Consider the following 19,870-nt stretch of genomic DNA (forward strand, 5'->3'; position numbering starts at 1 on the left):
TTTGCAAAGCCGCGACGTCAAATCCCCAGTTGCCTGCGCCGCCAGAACACCCAGCCGATCGCCCCGACCGAGGCCAGCGACGAGGCGAACATCAGCAAGACCAGCGGTAGCGCGCCGCTTTCGGGGCTCAGCAGCGCCCCCGAGAGGGCCGCAAGCCCGGCCCCTCCGCCCACCGTCAGCGTTGCCCCGAGCCCCGAGGCGGTACCCGCCAGTTCGGGGCGCACCGACATCATGCCGGCATTGGCCGAGGGCAGCGCCAGGCCATTGCCAAGCCCGGTGACCCCGACCATTGCAAAGAACATCAGCGGATGCGCCACACCGGCAAGATTTGCCACCACCGCCACAACCAGCGCCAATGTCGCGGTGAGCGTGCCCGCCAGCACCATCCGGTCAATGCCGACACGGCTGGCAAAGCGCCCGGATATGAAGTTGCCGATTGCATATCCCATTGCGGGCAAAGCGAAATAATAGCCAAGCTGGGAGGGGCTCAGATGATAGACCGTGGTCCCGACAAAGGGCGCGCCGCCAAGATAGGCAAAGAAAAGCCCCGAGGCGAAGGCGGCAGACAGCGAATAGCCCCAGAACCGCTGTGATTGCAGCAGCGCCGGGTAGCTTTGCAGTTGTGCTGCAAAACCCACACCGCCCGCCCGCGTCGTCTCGCCCAGATCGGCCCAGACCAGCGCCGTAACCAGTAGCCCCAGCGCCGCCAGCAGGGTGAAATTGGCGCGCCAGCCAAAGGCTTCATCCAGCGCGCCGCCGATCACCGGGCCGATCATCGGCACCAGCGACATGCCCATGGTGACATAGCCGATCATCGAGGCTGCCTCATCAGCGGGCACCATGTCACGCACCACGGCACGGCTGATGACGAAATTGGTGGCAACGACCGCTTGCACCAGCCGGAACGCCATGAAAACCTCGGCCGTGGGTGCCGCGAGCGTGCCAAGCGTGGCGAGCAGGAACAGCCCCAGCACCGCCAGCGCAACCTTGCGGCGGCCGAAGCGGTCAGAGATCGGGCCGACCAGCAGTTGCAGCAGTGCCGACACCGCCAGATAGGCCGAAACCGAAAGCTGCATGAAGCTGTATTCAACGCCGAAATAGTCCGCCATGCCTGGCAGCGACGGCAGGAAGATGTTGAGCGACAGCGCCGCCAGCCCCGCCATCAGAACCAGCGTGATGATGTGGGGCGGGGCGGAGCGATTCAGAAACTGGCGCATCTGCATTGGCTAGGGGCCGCGCGCGGATTTGTCCACGCCCCTTGCGCTCAACTCCATTTGTGAAAGATGAACCAGGCCCCGGCGGCGATCAGCGCAAAGCCGATGCCATGTTGCCAGGTGATCGGCTCTTTCAGGTATGCCCAGGAAAATATCGCGAATACCGAAAGGGTAATAACCTCCTGAATGGTCTTGAGCTGGGCCGCGCTGAAAACCCCGTGGCCAATGCGGTTGGCGGGCACCTGCAACGTATATTCAAAGAACGCGATGCCCCAGGAGAACAGGATCACCACAAGCAGCGGCGCGGCCTTGAACTTCAGATGCCCATACCAGGCGAAGGTCATGAACACATTCGAGGCCAACAAGAGGCCAATGGTCAGCACGGGAACGGGCAAGCTCATGGCACCTCCAGCTATCCGCGCAAGCTAGCGCGGGCGCGGCGCGGCGGGAAGGCTTTGCAAAGTTGCAATTAGCAGCACTTACTCGGCGAGGACTATGCAAATTTTCTCAATTCCGCTTGTCCGCTTGCGCCAAACCGCTAGGGTGCCGCAAACTCGGGAGGCATCGCCATGAAAGACATCCTGCAGCAGCTTGAGGACCGCCGCGACGAAGCCCGCCTTGGCGGCGGCCAGCGCCGCATCGACGCGCAGCATGCCAAGGGCAAGCTGACCGCGCGCGAGCGGGTAGAACTTCTGCTTGACGAGGGCAGCTTTGAAGAATTCGACATGTTCATGGCGCATCGCTGCACCGAATTCGGCATGCAGGCCGACCGCCCGGCGGGCGATGGCGTGGTCACCGGCTGGGGCACGGTCAACGGCCGCATGGTCTATGTGTTCAGCCAGGATTTCACCGTGTTCGGCGGCTCGCTTTCCGAAACCCATGCGCAAAAGATCTGCAAGATCATGGATATGGCGGTGCAAAACGGTGCCCCGGTGATCGGCATCAACGACAGCGGCGGCGCGCGGATTCAGGAAGGCGTGGCCAGTCTTGCAGGCTACGCCGAAGTGTTTCAGCGCAATATCATGGCAAGCGGAGTGGTGCCGCAGATTTCCCTCATCATGGGGCCTTGCGCGGGCGGGGCCGTTTACAGCCCGGCGATGACAGATTTCATCTTCATGGTCAAAGACACCTCCTACATGTTCGTGACCGGCCCCGATGTGGTGAAAACCGTGACCAACGAGATTGTCACGGCGGAAGAGCTGGGCGGCGCGGGCACGCACACGAAAAAATCCTCGGTCGCCGATGGTGCCTATGAAAACGATGTCGAGGCGCTGGCCGAAACCCGCCGGCTGATCGACTTTCTGCCGCTTTCCAACCGCGACCGCGCCCCGGTGCGCCCGTTCTTCGACGATGTGGCGCGGCTTGAGGAAAGCCTCGATACGCTCATTCCCGATAACCCGAACCAGCCCTATGACATGAAGGAACTGATCGGCAAGATCGCCGACGAGGGCGATTTTTTCGAGATTCAAAAGAATTTCGCCGCCAACATCATCACCGGTTTCATCCGTATCGAGGGCCAGACCGTGGGCGTGGTGGCGAACCAGCCGATGGTGCTGGCGGGCTGCCTGGATATTGACAGCTCGCGCAAGGCGGCGCGCTTTGTGCGCTTTTGCGACGCCTTCGAAATCCCGATCCTGACCCTTGTCGATGTGCCGGGCTTCCTGCCGGGCACCGGGCAGGAATACGGCGGCGTCATCAAGCACGGCGCGAAGCTGCTGTTTGCCTTTGGCGAGGCGACCGTGCCGAAGGTCACGGTCATCACCCGCAAGGCCTATGGCGGTGCCTATGACGTGATGAGCTCGAAGCACTTGCGCGGCGATTTCAACTACGCCTGGCCAACCGCCGAGATTGCGGTGATGGGGGCCAAGGGCGCGGTCGAGATTCTTTACCGCAGCGAGTTGGCCGACCGCGAAAAGATCGCCAGCCGCACCGCAGATTATGAAGACCGTTTTGCCAACCCCTTCGTGGCGGCGGAAAAGGGCTTTATCGACGAGGTGATCCAACCGCGTTCGACCCGCAAGCGGGTGGCACGGGCATTTGCCAGCCTGCGCAGCAAGAAACAGACCAACCCATGGAAAAAACACGACAATATTCCGCTCTAGAGGGTGGGCAAATGGACATGAGCATGCAGACAGGCAGTGATCTTGCTGAAATCGGCGGCGCGAAACCGCATTCGGAGCTTCAATTTGCGGCATTCGGGCAGAGCGATCTGGTCAATCTGATCCTGCAAAGGTCGGAGGTGCTTGGCGATCTGCCGCGCATGGGGCAGGTGATCCGGGCCTGGAACGAAGGCGACAGCGCACCGATTCTGGCGCAGGCCGAACGGCTGGGGGCCGAGATTGCGCGGCGCGCTGCCGGGGTGATCCATGCCGAGTATCTTCTGCTGAAGCCGGTTCTGGCCGCGCTGAAGCTGCACCGCATCGCCGATATCGGTTGCGGCTACGCCATGTTCGACCTTTTTGCTGCGCGCGATCTTGGCGCGCATCTGCTCTTGATCGACATCGAAAGCAACGAGCGGCGGCATTTCGGTTTTGCCGAGGCGGGGGCCGCCTATTCGTCGCTGGCGGTCGCGCGCGCGTTTCTGGAACAGAACGGCGTGCATGCCGCGACCATGGCCACGTTGAACCCGACCAGCATGGACCCGGTTTCCGCCGGGCCGGTTGACCTCGCGGTGAGCTTCCTTTCCTGCGGGTTTCATTACCCGGTCGAAACCTATCTGGAGTATTTCGACCGTGGCGTGACCCGTGACGGGGCGGTGATCCTTGATCTTCGCGCCACCACCGCCGAGGCGCAGATACGCGCGCTGGCACCGCTTGGCGCGATCAGCGATCTGCCGTCGCCGCCCAAGGCGCGGCGGGTGCTCCTTCGCAAAGGTGCGCCCGCATGACTTCACTTGTCAGTTCAATTGCCGCGCGGGGGAAAACCGCGTATGGTTCTCGTGCAATACACCCGATTGCAATGAGGTTCCCATGCGCATTTCCGAAATTGCCACGCTTACCGCATCGCTCGCCCTGCTGCTTGGTGCCTGCGCCAAGCCGGTGGTTCGCCCGATCCTGCCCGAGCCGGTTTACAACAAATACGGCGATGTTTCCGAGGCGGCCTGCCGCCCGCAAAGCCAGCCCTATTCGCGCTACTATCCGCAGCGGCTGCGCACCTGCGAGGAATACTGCCTTGAGGGCGAGCGGCCGAATTATTCGACCCTCACCCATGTCACCACGGTTCCGGTCTGCGTGCCGATCCGCGATGACAAGCCCGACGATCCGGGCAGGCAGCCGAACTACCCGACTTTCGGAAACAACCTCACGCATCTGGGGTGATCTGAGGCTTCTTGCGCCGGGTGATTGCCGCCCGGTGCCACAACCTCCGGGGGCCGCGCCATGCTGAAGCATCGCGGCTTTCCCGGTCGTCTGCCCGGAACGGATTTTCAGTTCGTCATCCGCCGCGCGGTGCATGGGCGCGGCGTGACCAGAATTGTCGCGCGCGAACGCTACCGCGACCGCGCGCCCGCCGACCGGCGCGCCGATGCCGGGTTTCTGGCGGCGCTCTGGGATCATTTCGGCGAAGCCGCGTTCGAGCGCGGCAATCTCGATGCCGGTCGCATCTCGTGGCTTTTTGGCCGCGAGGTGGTGCCCGCCGAAGACCCGTTCGACCCCGAAAGCTATGAGGCGCTGCTGCGCATCGATCTGCGCCGCGCGCGTGCCGCGTTTCCCGAGGTTTTCGCCGCTGGTAGGGTACCGCTGCAAAGCGACGACGAGGACGAGCCATGGGCGTGATCTTGCCGCTCAAGCTGCGGTTCTGGCAGCATTTCGCCGAGCAGGTGCCGGTCACGAAATCGGGCTTTGCCAAGCCGGGCAAGGCGCGGCAAGCTGGTCTTGCGGGGGGAGCCGCCAGCACGGCGCACCCCGGACTGAAGCTGATACCTATCCATCCCTCTACCCCAACCCCAACCCTCTGTTTCTTGCCTGGCCCCCCGCGGGCCAGGCATTTTTCCGGGAAGGGCAGGGTTTCGCGGTTGCCGATCACAGGGAACCAATCGGGCGGCAAGGTGTTCTCATTGTGTGCTGGCGGGTCAACCAACGCCGCTGGGGCGGAACAAGGAGCAATTCGATCATGGGTATTTTCAAATTTGTCGCGGCGGCCACGCTGGTCGTATCCCTCGCAGGCTGCGACTATCTCAACAATGACACCGAGCGCGGGCTTGCGGGTGCCGCAACCGGCGCTGTCGTTGCCGGTGCGCTGGGCGGCAGCGCGCTTACCGGCGCGATTATCGGCGGCGCTGCGGGCGTGTTCTGCGACGATCTCAGAGTTGCGGGCTGCATCAACCGCTGACGCATCCGCGCGGCCAAGCGCCGCGGCCTGTCATATCGTCTCGCCACCTGGGCCCCGGGCCCCGGTGGTTTTTTGCATTGCAACACCAACACCGGAACGGGCGGGCGGCCCGCAAATCCGGGCAAAGGGGCCTTTACATGTTCAAGAAGATCCTGATCGCCAATCGCGGCGAAATTGCCTGTCGGGTGATCAAATCGGCGCGCAAGATGGGCATTGCCACGGTGGCGGTCTATTCCGATGCCGACCGCAATGCGCTGCATGTGAAGATGGCCGACGAGGCGGTGCATATCGGCCCGGCCCCGGCCAACCAATCCTATATCGTGATCGACCGGATCATGGAGGCGGTGCGCCAGACAGGTGCCGAGGCGGTGCACCCCGGTTACGGATTTCTTAGCGAAAACCGCAAGTTCGCGGCGGCGCTCGAGGCGGAGGGTGTGGTGTTCATCGGCCCGCCCTCGGGCGCGATCGAGGCGATGGGCGACAAGATCACCTCGAAAAAGATCGCCCAGGAGGCGGGCGTTTCGACCGTGCCGGGCTACATGGGCATCATTGAAGACGCCGAAGATGCGGTGAAGATTTCGCAGCAGGTCGGCTACCCGGTGATGATCAAGGCATCGGCGGGCGGCGGCGGCAAGGGCATGCGCATTGCCTGGAACGATGCCGAGGCGCGCGAGGGGTTCCAGTCGTCGAAGAACGAGGCGGCGGCAAGTTTTGGCGATGACCGCATCTTCATCGAGAAATTCGTGACCCAGCCCCGCCACATCGAAATTCAGGTGCTGGCCGACACGCATGGCAACACGGTCTATCTGCACGAGCGCGAATGCTCGATCCAGCGGCGAAACCAGAAGGTCATCGAGGAAGCCCCGAGCCCGTTCCTCGATGCCGAAACCCGGCGTGCGATGGGTGAGCAGGCCTGCGCGCTCGCCCGCGCGGTCGGCTACGCATCGGCGGGCACGGTTGAATTCATCGTCGATGGCGCGCGCAATTTCTACTTTCTCGAAATGAACACCCGGTTGCAGGTGGAACATCCGGTAACCGAGCTCATCACCGGCATCGACATTGTCGAGCAGATGATCCGCGTTGCGGCGGGCAAGCCGTTGCCGTTCAAGCAGTTGGACCTGAAGATCAACGGCTGGGCGATGGAAAGCCGGCTATATGCCGAAGACCCCTACCGCGGCTTTCTGCCCTCGATTGGCCGCCTCACCCGCTACCGCCCGCCGGTTGAGGGCGAGACCATCGGCGGCGGCATCGTGCGCAACGATACCGGCGTTTACGAGGGCGGCGAAATCAGCATGTATTACGACCCGATGATTGCCAAGCTGTGCACCTGGGCACCAACGCGCGATGCGGCGATCGAGGAAATGCGGCTGGCGCTTGACACGTTCGAGGTTGAAGGCATTGGCCACAACTTGCCCTTTGTCGGGGCGGTGATGGACCATCCGCGCTTCGTTTCGGGCGATATCTCGACCGCCTTCATCGCCGAGGAATACCCTGACGGCTTCCTGGGTGCCACGCTTGTGCCAGTGCTTACGCGCCGCATCGCCGCCGCCACCGCTGCGATGAACCGGGTTGCCGAAATCCGGCGCACCCGGATTTCGGGCACGCTTGGCAACCACGAAAGGCTGGTTGGCGATGACTGGGTGGTGACGTTGCAAGGCAGCGAATACACCACCCGTATCGACGCCGACCGCGAAGGCTCGACCGTGGGTTTTGCCGATGGCGGCGCTTTGCGCGTCACCTCGGACTGGGTGCCGGGGCAACCGCTGGCGCGGCTGATGGTTGATGGCGTGCCGCTGGTGCTGAAGGTCGGCAAGATCCCTTCGGGGTTCCGCATCCGCGCCCGCGGTGCCGACCTCAAGGTGCATGTGCGCACCCCGCGGCAGGCGGAACTGGCCAAACTTATGCCCGAAAAGCTGCCGCCCGACACCTCGCGCTTTCTGCTCTGCCCGATGCCCGGCCTGATCGTGAATATCGCGGTCAACGAGGGGCAGGAGGTGCAGGAGGGTCAGGCACTTGCCACCGTCGAGGCGATGAAGATGGAAAACATCCTGCGCGCCGAACGCAAGGGCGTGGTGAAGAAGGTCTCCGCCAAGGCCGGGTCAAGCCTCAAGGTCGATGACATCATCATGGAGTTCGAATGAGCCGCTACCGCCCCGCAGGCTGCTGCTGCAAGACCTCCTGCCGGCGCAGCGGGAATTTGTCGATGGCACGGGTGATCTCGCGCAGATCCCAGGGCAGCGGCTTGCGCAATTCCGGCTCGCCGTCCTTGTCGAGCAGCACGAGGCTGAAACCGCGTGGCCGAAGCTTCAGCCGCCATTCGGTTTTTGCCGCCGGGTCGGTATCGGTTACCACCACCACATCGCGCAGTTCCAGTGCCGCCGGGTCAACGGCCAGCATCTCCATCTGGGTTATGAAGGCAGGGTCTGCGGCGCTGTCGGCGAAAACAACGATCGGGCGCTTGAGCCACAAAAACTCGGCCAGCGTCACCTCGGCCGCATTCAGGGGCGCGAAGGCGGGCACGGCAGGGGCTTCCTGCGCGGCAACGGCAAACGGCAGAAATGCCGAGAGAACAAGGATGTATAGTGGTTTCATTGCGCCTCCTGCCGTTTGATATAGGGCAGGGCCGCGCGAAACCAAAGGATGAATGCCGGGGCAAACCCGGCTTGCGACGAAAAGGGAATGCCCGATGAGCGACAAGATCGAACTTTGGCGCAAACTGGCCGCAAAAGAGCTGAAGGGCGAGGACCCCGCGAGCCTGGTCTGGAACACGCTTGAAGGCATTCCGGTCAAGCCGCTTTACACCGCCGCCGATGTGGCGGGGCTGCCGCAGATGGCCGAGGTGCCGGGCGTTGCCCCCTTCACCCGCGGCGTGCGCGCCACGATGTATGCGGGCCGCCCCTGGACCATCCGCCAATACGCTGGCTTTTCCACCGCCGAGGCGTCGAACGCGTTTTACCGCCGTGCCCTTGCCGCGGGCCAGCAGGGGGTTTCCGTCGCCTTCGACCTTGCCACCCATCGCGGCTATGACTCGGATCACCCGCGCGTTCTCGGCGATGTCGGCAAGGCTGGGGTGGCGATCGATTCCGTCGAAGACATGAAGATACTCTTCGGTGGAATTCCGCTGGAAAAGATCAGCGTTTCCATGACCATGAATGGCGCGGTGATTCCCATACTGGCAAGTTTCATCGTTACCGGCGAAGAACAGGGGGTGCCGCGCGCGGCACTTTCTGGAACCATTCAGAACGACATCCTGAAGGAATTCATGGTGCGCAACACCTATATCTACCCGCCCGAACCGTCGATGCGGATCATCGCCGACATCATCGAATACACCTCTGCCGAAATGCCCAGGTTCAACTCGATCTCGATCTCGGGCTACCACATGCAGGAGGCGGGCGCGAACCTCGTGCAGGAGCTTGCCTATACGCTTGCAGACGGGCGCGAATATGTGCGCGCCGCAATTCAGCGTGGCATGAATGTGGATGAGTTTGCCGGGCGGCTGAGTTTCTTCTTCGCCATCGGCATGAACTTTTTCATGGAGGCCGCAAAGCTGCGCGCGGCGCGGCTGCTCTGGCACCGGATCATGACCGGCTTCGGCGCGCAAAAGCCCGGCAGCCTGATGCTGCGCACGCATTGCCAGACCTCGGGCGTGAGCTTGCAGGAACAAGACCCCTACAACAATGTGGTGCGCACCGCCTATGAGGCGATGGCGGCGGCGCTCGGCGGCACGCAGAGCCTGCACACCAACGCGCTGGATGAGGCGATTGCGCTGCCGACCGAGTTCTCGGCCCGCATCGCGCGCAACACGCAACTGATCTTGCAGGAGGAAACCGGCATCACCCATGTCGTCGATCCGCTGGCGGGCAGCTATTATGTCGAAAGCCTGACCGCCGAACTGGCCGAGAAAGCCTGGGCGCTGATCGAGGAAGTCGAGGCGATGGGCGGCATGACCAAGGCAGTCGCCACCGGCATGCCGAAGCTGCGCATCGAGGAATCCGCCGCCCGGCGGCAGGCGATGATCGACCGGGGCGAGGAAGTGATCGTCGGGGTCAACAAGTATCGGCTGGCGCAGGAAGACCCGATCGAAATTCTCGATATCGACAATGTCGCGGTGCGCGAAAGCCAGATTGCCCGGCTGGCCAAGATGCGCGCCAGCCGCGATGAGGCGGCGGCGCAGGCATCCTTGGCCGAGCTGACCCGTCGCGCGGGCGAGGGCGGCAACCTTCTTGAAGCGGCAATTGCGGCGGCGCGGGCGCGCGCCTCGGTGGGAGAGATCAGCATGGCGATGGAAAAAGTGTTCGGCCGCCACCGCGCCGAGGTCAAGACCCTCGCCGGGGTCTATGGCGCGGCCTATGAGGGCGATGCTGCTTTCGCCGCGATTCAGGCGGATGTCGAGGCTTTCGCTGCCGAAGAGGGGCGGCGGCCGCGGATGCTGGTGGTCAAGATGGGCCAGGATGGCCACGACCGCGGTGCCAAGGTGATTGCCACCGCCTTTGCCGATATCGGCTTTGATGTCGATGTCGGGCCGCTTTTCCAGACCCCCGAGGAAGCAGCGCAGGACGCGATCGACAATGATGTGCATGTGGTCGGCATCTCGAGCCAGGCGGCGGGCCACAAGACGCTTGCGCCAAAGCTGATCGAGGTGCTGAAAGCCAAGGGGGCAGGCGACATTCTGGTGATCTGCGGCGGCGTCATTCCGCAGCAGGATTACGATTATCTGACCCGCGCCGGGGTGAAGGCAATCTTCGGGCCGGGCACCAATATTCCCGCCGCCGCGCGCGACATTCTGGCGCTGATCCGCGCCGCACGGGGCTGAAGGCGGGGGGCTGTCTGCCCCCCGGGCCGCCCAGTTCCTGGGCAGCCTCCCCCCGAGGATATTTGGCTGAAGCAGTTCGGGGCAAGGCTTGCGCGCGCCCCGGCTTTGCGCATGATGGCGGCGGAGGTGCGGGATGCAGCCGGTTCTCGATCATGTGGCAATCGCGGCGGCGAGCCTTGCGGAGGGGGTCGCCTGGGTCGAGGCGCAGCTTGGGGTGCGGATGGCACCGGGCGGCGAACACCCGGCAATGGGCACCCACAACCGGCTTCTGAGCCTTGGCCCGTCGGAATATCTTGAAGTCATCGCGGTGAACCCGCAGGCGGAGCGCCCCACATATCCGCGCTGGTTCGGGCTTGACGATTTCGCCGGAGGCCCGCGTCCGGTGGCCTGGGTGCTGCGCACGGCCGATCTTGCGGCGCTGCGGCTGCCTGCGGCGGTTGGGCCGCCGATGGCGCTTCGTCGCGGCGATCTTGCCTGGCGGCTGACGGTGCCGGCAAGCGGGCAGGGGCCGTTCGACGGGCTTTACCCCGCGCTGATCGAATGGGCAGATGCGCATCCTGCGCCAAGGCTGCCCGACCTCGGGTTGCGGCTGTTGCGGCTGGAGATCAGCCACCCCGAGATTACCGCGCTTGCCGCTTCCTTGCCGGGGCGTGATGCGCGGATCGGTTTTGCCCATGGCGCACCCGCCCTGCGGCTGCGGCTGGCCACGCCCGAAGGAGAGCGCCTGCTATGATCCGCCCTGCCGAGCCGCGCGACCTCGCGCCCATCATGGCATTCTGGAACCCGATGATCCGCGCGACCACGGTGACCTTTTCCAGCGAGGAAAAGACCGAAGCCGGGCTTGCGGAAATGATCGCCAGCCGCCGCGCGGCGGGGGCCGAATTTCTGGTGGCCGAGGCGGGCGGGCAGGTGCTGGGGTTAGCCACCTACGCGCAGTTTCGCGGTGGCAATGGCTATGCCCATGCGATGGAGCACACGATCATTCTTGCCCCGGCGGCGCAGGGCCGGGGGCTTGGCCGCGCGCTGATGCTGGCGCTCGAGGGCCATGCGCGGGCGGCGGGCTGCCATGTGCTGGTGGCGGGGGTTTCGGGCGAAAACACCGCCGGTATCGGGTTCCACGCCGCAATCGGCTTTGTCGAGACCGGGCGGATGCCGCAGGTCGGGCGCAAATTCGGCCGCTGGCTTGATCTTGTGCTGATGCAAAAGACCCTGTGAGCGACCGGGGCGCATTTCTTGGGCGAAAGGAAAGGTCATTGCAGGCGATTTCGGGGTATCTGATCAATCTCGCGTGCAGCGGCCCGGTCGGCGGGCCGCAATGCATTGAAGTGAGTGCAAGCCGCGTTTCGAGGCGCTAGACTTTCGCCATGGACACGCCGGTTTCGCTCTGGACCCGAATCTCCGAGGCGCTTTCGTCGCTGGCGCGCGGCGAGGGGCTGGCAACGGTGTTCGACCGGCTGCGCACCCCGCCCGAGCGCTCAGTCGCCTTCACCATCGCGGTGATCGCGCTTGGAGCGAAGCTCGCCAAGGCCGATGGACAGGTGACGCGCGACGAGGTGGCGGCGTTCCGGCAGGTGTTCACCATTCAGCCGGAAGAAGAGGGCAATGCGGCGCGGGTTTTCAACCTCGCGCGGTCCGATGTGGCGGGGTTCGATGCCTGGGCGCGGCGGATAGCGGTAATGTTCGGCCCCGGTGCCGAGGTGCTGAAGGACCTGCTTGAAGGGTTGTTCCTGATCGCCCTTGCCGACGGCGAATATCACCCGGCGGAAGATGCCTTTCTGGCCGAGGTAGCGCGGGTGTTCGGGCTGTCGGATGCCTGTTTCCGCTCGATCCGGGCGCGGCTGGTGCCGGGGGCAGAGCCTGACCCATGGATGGTTCTGGGCGTGGCCGCGGGGACCCCCCTTCCCGATGTCCGCAAGGCCTGGCGTGCCCTGGTGCGCGAAACCCACCCCGATCGCGCCGCCGCCCGCGGCCTGCCGCCCGAGGTGGTGAAGCTGGCGGAGCGGCGGCTGATTGCAGTGAACCGCGCCTGGGAGATGATTTCGGGAAGGCGGGGCGGCTGAATGCGCATTGTCACCTATAATGTCGAATGGTTCTCCAACTTGTTCGACCGCCGTGGCAAGCTGCTTGAAGATGGCGAACCCTCATCGCGTTTCGGCGTGACGCGCGCCGAGCAACTGGGGGCGCTCGGCATTGTCTTCACCGCGCTCAATGCCGATGCGGTGCTGATCGTCGAAGCCCCCGACCATAACAGCCGCCGCCAGACAGTGCCGATGCTGGAACGTTTCGCGCGCCATTACGGGTTGCGCACCCGCGCCGCGCTGATCGGCTATGCCAATGAAACGCAACAGGAAATTGCTCTGCTTTATGACCCGGATGTGCTTCGTGCGCGGCATGACCCGCAGGCAGACGCGGTGCCGCGCTTCGATACCAGCTACCGGATCGACCTCAGCACCGACGCCGAGCCCGAGACCGTCACCTTTTCCAAGCCGCCGCTGGAGGTGGCGGTGCTGACCAAGGCAGGCAAGCGGCTGCGCCTGATCGGGGTGCACATCAAGTCAAAGGCACCGCACGGTGCGGGCAGCCCCGAGGCAGCGGTGCGGCTGGCGATCGAGAACCGCCGCAAGCAGCTGGCGCAATGTATCTGGCTGCGCGCGCGCGTCGAGCAGCACCTTGCTGCGGGCGATGATCTGATCGTGCTTGGCGATTTCAACGATGGCCCCGGCATTGACGAGTTCGAGGGGCTGTTTGGCCGCTCCGGGGTCGAGATCGTGCTGGGTGAGGCCGCGCCACCCGCGCTGCGCCTGCGCGACCCGCATGCGCATGCGGTGCTGATGCACCCCACCGCTGCGGCCCCTACCTCGGCGCGGTTCTTTCTGCCGGAGGAGGGGCATTTTTTCACCGCGCTGCTCGATTATGTGATGCTGTCGCCGGGGCTCTGTGCCCTCACGCCGAAATGGCGCATCTGGCACCCTTTCGACGATCCGGTCTGCTACCAGACGCCGGAACTGCGCGAGGCGCTCCTTCAGGCATCGGATCACTTCCCGGTCAGCGTCGATCTGGCGCTTTGAGGGGCGCTGAAACCCGTGCCGAAACGTGCTATGCTGCGCCGATGAAACGAATTGCCTTTGCCCTTGCCCTCGGTCTTGCCACGCCGCTTGCGGCGCAGACGCCGCCCGAGGTGCCACCCGATACCGGCTTCAGCCTGATCGAGCGCGGCGCGCAACTGCTGATGCAGCAGTTTCTCAACGAGGTCGGGCCAAGACTCGGCGAGGTGCAGGACGGGCTCGCAGAGGCAATGGCGGCGCTGGAACCGGCGCTACGCGAGCTTTTGACGATGATCGGCGATATCCGCTATTACGAGGCACCCGAGCGGCTGCCCAACGGCGATATCCTGTTGCGCCGCAAGCCCGGTGCGCCGCCGCTGCCGGTGCCGCTGGCACCGGGCGAATCGCTTGATCTCTAGCGCTTGATCACCACGGGCTTTGCACCCATCGACGCCGCGAGCGACAGGAAACGCGCCTCGGCGACCTCGCCATAAAGGCCCTCGCCGCGTTTGCTCAGCGCCAGTTGCAGCCGCGCCGGGTTGCGCAACAGCGCCAGTTCGCCTGCGTCTTCGGGCGAGTTGACCGAGAACATCGCGCCAAAGCGCATCGCCTTGCCCAGCACCTCCGCCTCGCGCTGCTGCGCCTCGTCCAGCAGGCCGAAGATCGGCGCAAGGTTCGATCCGGCGCGCGAATTCTTGTAGCGGTGCAGCAGCGCCAGCCCCAGAAACACCCGCTCGGGGTGCGAGAGCGCGGCCATATTGGCGCGGGTGACGTTGTCAAAACAGGATTCGGCGCGGTAATCGGGGTGCGCGCGCCAGGTGGTGTCGTGCAGCAGGCAGGCAGCGCGGATCAACCGCATCCGCTCGGGGGGGGCATCGGCGAACAGCGGCAGAATGAACGCGCAGAGTTTCTTGCCAAAGCCAGGGGTGCGGGCCATCGCCCGTTCGGCGTGGCGGCACGCCTCCAGCAACGGGTCGCGGCGGCGCAGACGCTCGGGCATCTGCTCGTAAAGCAGGCCCTCGCGGATTCCGTAGGACGAAACGGCAAGCTCTTGCGGCGCAAAGCTTTTCACCAACTGCTGCAGCACGAGGCTGGCCAGCGGCACCAGTTCCATCCGGGCCAGCGAGGTGCCGGTGCGCGCGCGCAGCCCCTCGATGTCATTCTCGCCGATCCAGTCCACCGTTTTGGTCACGTCTTCGGGGCTCATGCGGTATTCGTGCAGCACGGTCATCGGGTAGCGCCGCCGTTCCATGTCTAGCCGCGCAATGGCACGGCACGAGCCGCCGACAAGATAGATGCGCTGATGCGTGCGGCCCATCTTTTCGGCCAGCGATTCCAGCACCGAGGCGACATGCGCGGTTACACCCGCGGCACCGCCCTTTACCTGTTGCAACTGAAACGGGCCGATTGGGGCCGAAATTCTGGCGTGTACTTTACCTTTTGCAACAACTGCGAGTTCCATCGAGTTGCCGCCCATGTCGCAGACCAGACCTTCGGCACCGGGCCAGCCAAGCAACACGCCTTGCGCCGAAAGCCGCGCCTCCTCTTGCCCGTCGATGATCCAGAGTTTGAGCCCGGTTTGCTTTTCGACTTGCTGGACAAAGGCCAGCCCGTCTTTTGCATCGCGCACCGCAGCGGTGGCGACGCAGCTTAGCGGTGCCGCGCCCATGCTGCGCGCCAGAAGTGAAAACCGCAGTAGCGCGGCCAGTGCCCGCTCGCGGCCACGCGGATTCAGCCTGCCGGTCTCCGCCATGCCCTGGCCAAGCCCCGCCATCACCTTTTCGTTGTAGAAATAGGCCGGGCTGCGCGCCGCGCCGTCAAACACCACCATCCGCACCGAGTTCGAGCCGACATCGACCACGCCGACGCGGCTCAGCGCGCGCACCGAGGGGTCGTCGAACAGGTTCTGCCCGAAGGGGTCCCAATCGTCGCTATGCGCTTCGGGGTCTGCAATCATCGGTCCATCCCTGGGCTTTCGGCGCTGGCTGCGCCATCTCCTAGCCGCTAGTCGTGCCCATGCGCAAGTTGCGGAACGTCGCGGGCCCCTGCCGATCCGCGCCCGGAAAGCGAGGGGTTTTCCATGAAGAACCGGTGGCACGAGAAGAAATCCGTTTTCCCATCAGGCAGATAGCGCAGATAGCTGCCGTCGGGTTGCAGCACCCAGCTTTGCGCCTCGTCGGCGAGGTTCGCCGCCATGATCTGATCGACAATCTGCGCCCGCACCGTCGCGTTGGTGATCTCGATCAGCGTCTCCACCCGCCGGGTCAGGTTGCGCCCCATCCAGTCCGCCGAGGAAATGAACACCCGCTCGTGTTTCGACGGCAGGCCATGGCCGTTGCCAAAGCAGACGATCCGGCTGTGCTCCAGAAACCGCCCGACGATCGATTTGACCCGGATATTCTCGCTCAGCCCCTTGATGCCGGGCCGCACCCCGCAAATGCCGCGCACCACGAGGGTGATCTTCACCCCGGCGCGTGACGCGGCATAAAGCGCGTCGATCACCTCCGGCTCGATCAGGCTGTTCATCTTGGCCCAGATTTCGGCAGGCCGCCCGGCGCGCGCATGATCGGCCTCGGCGGCAATCATCGCCAGCAGGCGGGGTTTCAGCGAAATCGGGGAAATTGCAAGGTTTTCAAGACCTTCCGGCTGCACATAGCCGGAAAGGTAGTTGAAAACCTTGGTCGCATCGCGCCCCAGTGCCGGGTCGCAGGTAAAAAAGCTGAGGTCGGTGTAGATGCGCGCGGTGATCGGGTGATAATTGCCGGTGCCGTAATGGGTGTAGGTCACCAGTTGTTCGCCCTCGCGGCGCACAACGGTCGAGATCTTGGCGTGGGTCTTGTAGTTGACAAAGCCGTACACGACATGCGCGCCCGACCGCTCCAGCCGCCGCGATTGCCGGATGTTCGCCGCCTCGTCGAAGCGCGCCTTGAGTTCGACCAAAGCGGTCACCGATTTGCCCGCCTCCGCCGCCTCGCAAAGCGCGGTGACAATCGGGCTGTCGCGGCTGGTGCGATAAAGCGTCTGCTTGATTGCCAGCACATTCGGGTCGGCCGCGGCCTGGGTCAGAAATCGCACCACCATGTCGAAGGTCTCATAGGGGTGGTGCAGCAGCATGTCCTTTTGCCGGATCGCCGCGAACATGTCGCCGTCATGGTCCTGCACCCGCTCGGGCACCCTTGGGGTGAAGCTTGGCCACAGGAGTTCGGGCCGGGTGTTCAGCACCAGTTCCTTGAGGTCGGAAATGCCGAGCAGGCCCTTTACCTCGACCACCTCGTCGGGGGCCACGCCAAGCTCGTGCATCACCAGCGCGCGCAGGCCCTGCGGTGCCCCGGCGGTGATCTTCATCCGGATCACCTGGCCGCGGCGGCGCCGTTTGAGCGCGGTTTCAAATTCACGCACCAGGTCTTCGGCCTCGTCCTCGACCTCAAGGTCGCTGTCGCGCAGCACCCGGAAGGCGCAATGCCCGATGTCCCTGTAGCCGGGAAAGAGCGAGTTGAGATGCAGCAGCAACAGTTCTTCCAGCGGCAGGAACCGCGATTCTCCGGGAAGCCGGATGAAGCGGTCGATCTGCTGCGGAATCGGCAACAGCGCCTGCAACGACCGCCCGTCCCGCTCGCGCCGCAGCTCCAACGCAAGGCAGAAACCGGCGTTGGGAATGAACGGAAACGGGTGCGCCGGGTCGATTGCCAGCGGCGAAAGCACCGGAAACACCTTGTTCAGGAAATGCTCGGCCAGATGCGCGCGGTCACGCGCGGTCAGCTTGGCGCGGGTCAAAAGCACAATGCCTGCGGCCTGCATGTCGCGGCGGATCTGGTTCCAGACCTGTTGCTGATGCTGCATCAGGCGGCGGGCATCGGCGTTGATCAAGATCAGTTGCTGCGCCGGGCTGAGCCCGTCATCCGAAGGCAGCGCGTTGCCTTCGCGCATCAGCTCGCGCAGGCCCGCCACCCGCACCGTGTAGAATTCGTCAAGGTTGGTCGCCGAGATCGACAGAAACCGCAGCCGCTCCAATAGCGGCACCCGCGCATTCTCCGCCTCTTCCAGCACCCGCCAGTTGAAGGCAAGCCAGCTCATCTCGCGGTTGAAGAACCGCGACGGGCCGGAAACCACCGCCGCAGGCATGGCAACGGCGGCCGGAAACGGGGTGCGAAGGAAATCAGCCTGGGTCATGGGGCGCTTGTGCTGCGAATTTGCGACGGTTTCGTGACACCCAGTCTGAGGCCGTCAGGTGCCGCTGTCCAGCACCCGCGCGGCAAGGCGGCGGCTGACCGGCACACCCTGCTGCAAAGCCGCCGCGTCAAGCCGCGCAACCACCCGCTGCGCCTCGGCCAGCGAGCGGTCGATGCGTGCCACCAGCCAGGTGATGAGCGCCGGGGTCACCGCGATCTGGCGGTCGGCAAAAAGCTTGACCAGCACCGCCGCCAGCAGCGCGTCATCGGGCGGCGCGATCTGCACCGTCGCAAGTGCTGCCATGCGGCTTGCGAGATCGGGCAGGCCAAGGCCCCAGTCGCGCGGTGGCCGGGCAGCGGTGATGAGCAACAGCGCGCCTTCCGCCGCCGCGAGGTTGTGCAGATGAAAGAGCGCGGCCTCCGCCTCGGGGTTGCCGCCGACCGCCTCGCCATCCTCCACCACCACAGCGCGGGCGGCAACCAGCCCTGGCACCTCGGCGCGCCGCAGCGCCGCCGCGAAAACCGTCAGCGCGCCCTGCTCATCGGCCCAAAGCTGCGCCAGATGCGATTTGCCCGCACCTTCCGGCCCGATCAGCAGCATCCGCCCCTGCGGCCAGCCGCCGGGCGCATCAAGCGTGGCCAGCGCCTGCGCATTGGCGGGCGAGATGAAGAAATCCGCGCGCCCGCTGGCGCTGCGCAGCGGCAGATCGAAGGCCAACTGGCGCACCACTCAGGCGTCCTCGTCGGTGGCTTCATCGGGGTGCCCCAGCCCCTGAAAAAGCCGACTTGCCTGATAGCGCTCAATGGCAAAGCGCACCAGCACCCCGATCATCGCCGCAAACGGCACCGCCACCAGCATGCCGACGAAACCGAAAGCCGAGCCAAAGGCCGACAGCGCGAAAATCAGCCAAAGCGGGTGCAGGCCCACCGAAGACCCCACCAGTTTCGGCGTCACCATGTTGCCTTCCAGAAACTGGCCGAGCACGAAGATGCCCGCGACAATGCCGATGCTCACCCAGTCGCCCCAGAACTGGAAGAGTGCCAGCCCCAGCGCCAGCACGCCGCCGATCAGCGCGCCGACATAGGGGATAAAGGTGATCGCCCCGGCCGCCGCGCCCACCAGCAACCCGAACTGCAACCCCGCCAGCATCAGTGTGATCGCGTAGAAGGTGCCCAGGATCAGGCAGACCGAAACCTGCCCGCGCAGGAACCCCGCCATCACCCGGTCGATCTCGCTGGCAAGGCGGCGGATCACCGGGGCATGCTCGCGTGGCAGCAGGTTGTCGATGCGGGCCACCATCCGGTCCCAGTCGAGCAGCATGTAGAACGCGACCACCGGCACCACCACCACGAACACCACCGCGCTGAGCACGCTGATCGCCGAGCTGAGCACGCCCTTGACCAATTCGCCGCCGCGCGCCTTGATCACCTCGCCAATCGCAATGAGCGTGTCGCGCACCACCGAACCTTCGTCCATGATGCCGGGAAAGCGCGCCGTCAGGAACGCCTGCAAGCGGTTGAAGATGTCGGGGGCGGTTTCGATCAGCTGCACCGACTGGCGGATCAGCGTCGGCAGCACCAAAAGCCCGACCACCACGAAGCCGGTGGAAAGCAAGAGCGCAATGACCGAGGTCGCCGCAACCCGGCTCATCCCCGCGCGCTGCAGCCGGTCGGCCACCGGATCCATGAAATAGGCCAAGGCACCGCCGGTCAGGAACGGCAGGATCACCGAGCCAAGCCCCCAGAGCGCCGCCAGCAAAGCCACCAGCGCAAGGCTCCAGTAGGTCATCTGATGGCGGACGGGCAGGGCCATGGGGTCTCCTCGGGCGGCTCGCCGCAGCATCGCGCAAAGAAGGGGGGGTGGCAAGGTGGGGCGGGGGTTAGGGGGAGGGGGGAGGGGGAGGGGGAGGGGTGTAGGCGGAGGGGTCGACTTGCCATTTGCGCCATTCGGTGAGAAAATCGAGCCTAGTCCACTCCTGCACTGGCCAATGTGCAGGGCGAAAAAGATGCGGCGGCAAAATTACAGTGGCGTCGCCGAAGGCAGAGTTTATCTGCGCCTGCGAAAGAGACGAGGCTGAGTAGTCAGTATTCCAAAGCGCGGCACCTTCGAGTTTGGCGTTGCTGAAATCGGTCCACTCGTCAACTCTTGCTCCTCTTAGGGAACGTCTGATTAACGGCTTCGGCTTCGCCGAGATGGCCGTCTGAGCGTCGCTGGGGCACCTTTTTCGGGCAAATGGCATCGATTTTGCGGTTTCGGAGCCGCATCCGCGGCGGCGCGCCCGCTTTCGGGCAGACTGG

Annotated in this window: 19 protein-coding genes; 12 read left to right on the top strand and 7 right to left on the bottom strand. The window is 64.6% G+C overall.

The window, feature by feature from the left end; genetic code table 11:
* Positions 1-17: 17 nt before the first annotated feature.
* Both Q8J98_RS05605 and Q8J98_RS05610 read right to left on the bottom strand, forming a co-directional pair.
* The gene (locus Q8J98_RS05605; protein ID WP_305293512.1) at positions 18-1,217 is read right to left on the bottom strand and encodes a multidrug effflux MFS transporter; all 1,200 of its coding nucleotides are present in this window, start codon (positions 1,215-1,217) and stop codon (positions 18-20) included.
* Between the two features lie 47 nt (positions 1,218-1,264).
* Positions 1,265-1,615, bottom strand: a complete 351-nt coding sequence (locus Q8J98_RS05610; RefSeq protein ID WP_305293513.1) for a DMT family protein — start codon at positions 1,613-1,615, stop codon at positions 1,265-1,267.
* 168 nt (positions 1,616-1,783) lie between these two features.
* On the opposite strand from Q8J98_RS05610, the gene Q8J98_RS05615 reads away from it, so the two are divergent.
* The 6 genes from Q8J98_RS05615 to Q8J98_RS05640 all read left to right on the top strand — a co-directional run bounded on the left by Q8J98_RS05615 (position 1,784) and on the right by Q8J98_RS05640 (position 7,684).
* Complete coding sequence (locus Q8J98_RS05615; protein WP_305293514.1) at positions 1,784-3,316, top strand: acyl-CoA carboxylase subunit beta; 1,533 nt, start codon at positions 1,784-1,786, stop codon at positions 3,314-3,316.
* A 17-nt stretch (positions 3,317-3,333) separates the two neighbouring features.
* On the top strand, positions 3,334-4,101 hold the full coding sequence (locus Q8J98_RS05620) for a class I SAM-dependent methyltransferase (protein WP_305293515.1): 768 nt from the start codon (positions 3,334-3,336) through the stop codon (positions 4,099-4,101).
* A gap of 82 nt (positions 4,102-4,183) precedes the next feature.
* Positions 4,184-4,531 (top strand): hypothetical protein, encoded by a 348-nt coding sequence (locus Q8J98_RS05625; protein ID WP_305184055.1) that lies wholly within the window; start codon positions 4,184-4,186, stop codon positions 4,529-4,531.
* Positions 4,532-4,591: 60 nt separating this feature from the next.
* Positions 4,592-4,987 carry a hypothetical protein gene (locus Q8J98_RS05630; RefSeq protein ID WP_305184054.1) on the top strand — a complete coding sequence of 132 codons (396 nt, stop codon included), beginning with the start codon at positions 4,592-4,594 and terminating at the stop codon, positions 4,985-4,987.
* Between the two features lie 337 nt (positions 4,988-5,324).
* The gene (locus Q8J98_RS05635) at positions 5,325-5,543 is read left to right on the top strand and encodes a hypothetical protein (RefSeq protein WP_305184053.1); all 219 of its coding nucleotides are present in this window, start codon (positions 5,325-5,327) and stop codon (positions 5,541-5,543) included.
* Between the two features lie 137 nt (positions 5,544-5,680).
* Entirely contained in the window at positions 5,681-7,684 is a 2,004-nt protein-coding gene (locus Q8J98_RS05640) for an acetyl/propionyl/methylcrotonyl-CoA carboxylase subunit alpha (protein WP_305293516.1), read from the top strand.
* A gap of 4 nt (positions 7,685-7,688) precedes the next feature.
* Here Q8J98_RS05640 and Q8J98_RS05645 read toward each other — a convergent pair whose 3' ends face one another.
* Positions 7,689-8,135, bottom strand: coding sequence for a DUF4174 domain-containing protein (locus Q8J98_RS05645; protein ID WP_305293517.1), 447 nt, complete (start codon positions 8,133-8,135; stop codon positions 7,689-7,691).
* Positions 8,136-8,229: 94 nt separating this feature from the next.
* On the opposite strand from Q8J98_RS05645, the gene scpA reads away from it, so the two are divergent.
* From scpA to Q8J98_RS05675, 6 genes are all read left to right on the top strand, one after another.
* Positions 8,230-10,359 carry a methylmalonyl-CoA mutase gene (gene scpA / locus Q8J98_RS05650; protein ID WP_305293518.1) on the top strand — a complete coding sequence of 710 codons (2,130 nt, stop codon included), beginning with the start codon at positions 8,230-8,232 and terminating at the stop codon, positions 10,357-10,359.
* 133 nt (positions 10,360-10,492) lie between these two features.
* The gene (locus Q8J98_RS05655) at positions 10,493-11,092 is read left to right on the top strand and encodes a VOC family protein (protein ID WP_305293519.1); all 600 of its coding nucleotides are present in this window, start codon (positions 10,493-10,495) and stop codon (positions 11,090-11,092) included.
* Positions 11,089-11,574 carry a GNAT family N-acetyltransferase gene (locus Q8J98_RS05660; RefSeq protein ID WP_305293520.1) on the top strand — a complete coding sequence of 162 codons (486 nt, stop codon included), beginning with the start codon at positions 11,089-11,091 and terminating at the stop codon, positions 11,572-11,574. Before Q8J98_RS05655 ends, Q8J98_RS05660 begins: the two co-directional genes overlap by 4 nt.
* Before the next feature lie 149 nt (positions 11,575-11,723).
* Complete coding sequence (locus Q8J98_RS05665) at positions 11,724-12,419, top strand: molecular chaperone DjiA (RefSeq protein ID WP_305293521.1); 696 nt, start codon at positions 11,724-11,726, stop codon at positions 12,417-12,419.
* Complete coding sequence (locus tag Q8J98_RS05670; RefSeq protein WP_305184046.1) at positions 12,420-13,427, top strand: endonuclease/exonuclease/phosphatase family protein; 1,008 nt, start codon at positions 12,420-12,422, stop codon at positions 13,425-13,427.
* Positions 13,428-13,468: 41 nt separating this feature from the next.
* Entirely contained in the window at positions 13,469-13,822 is a 354-nt protein-coding gene (locus Q8J98_RS05675) for an AAA+ family ATPase (protein WP_305293522.1), read from the top strand.
* On the opposite strand, the gene Q8J98_RS05680 is transcribed toward Q8J98_RS05675, so the two are convergent.
* The 4 genes from Q8J98_RS05680 to Q8J98_RS05695 are packed head-to-tail and all read right to left on the bottom strand — an operon-like array spanning position 13,819 to position 19,385.
* Positions 13,819-15,360 (bottom strand): Ppx/GppA family phosphatase, encoded by a 1,542-nt coding sequence (locus tag Q8J98_RS05680; protein WP_305293523.1) that lies wholly within the window; start codon positions 15,358-15,360, stop codon positions 13,819-13,821. The two genes, Q8J98_RS05675 and Q8J98_RS05680, sit on opposite strands and share 4 nt — an antisense overlap.
* A 47-nt stretch (positions 15,361-15,407) precedes the next feature.
* Positions 15,408-17,573: an RNA degradosome polyphosphate kinase gene (locus Q8J98_RS05685; protein ID WP_305293524.1), complete on the bottom strand. Its 2,166-nt coding sequence runs from the start codon at positions 17,571-17,573 to the stop codon at positions 15,408-15,410.
* Positions 17,574-17,627: 54 nt separating this feature from the next.
* On the bottom strand, positions 17,628-18,302 hold the full coding sequence (locus tag Q8J98_RS05690) for a DnaA ATPase domain-containing protein (RefSeq protein ID WP_305293525.1): 675 nt from the start codon (positions 18,300-18,302) through the stop codon (positions 17,628-17,630).
* The gene (locus tag Q8J98_RS05695; RefSeq protein ID WP_305293526.1) at positions 18,303-19,385 is read right to left on the bottom strand and encodes an AI-2E family transporter; all 1,083 of its coding nucleotides are present in this window, start codon (positions 19,383-19,385) and stop codon (positions 18,303-18,305) included.
* Positions 19,386-19,870 lie beyond the last annotated feature (485 nt).

The sequence above is a fragment of the Phaeovulum sp. genome (assembly GCF_030684035.1).
In the GTDB taxonomy this organism is placed as follows: Bacteria; Pseudomonadota; Alphaproteobacteria; order Rhodobacterales; family Rhodobacteraceae; genus UBA6213.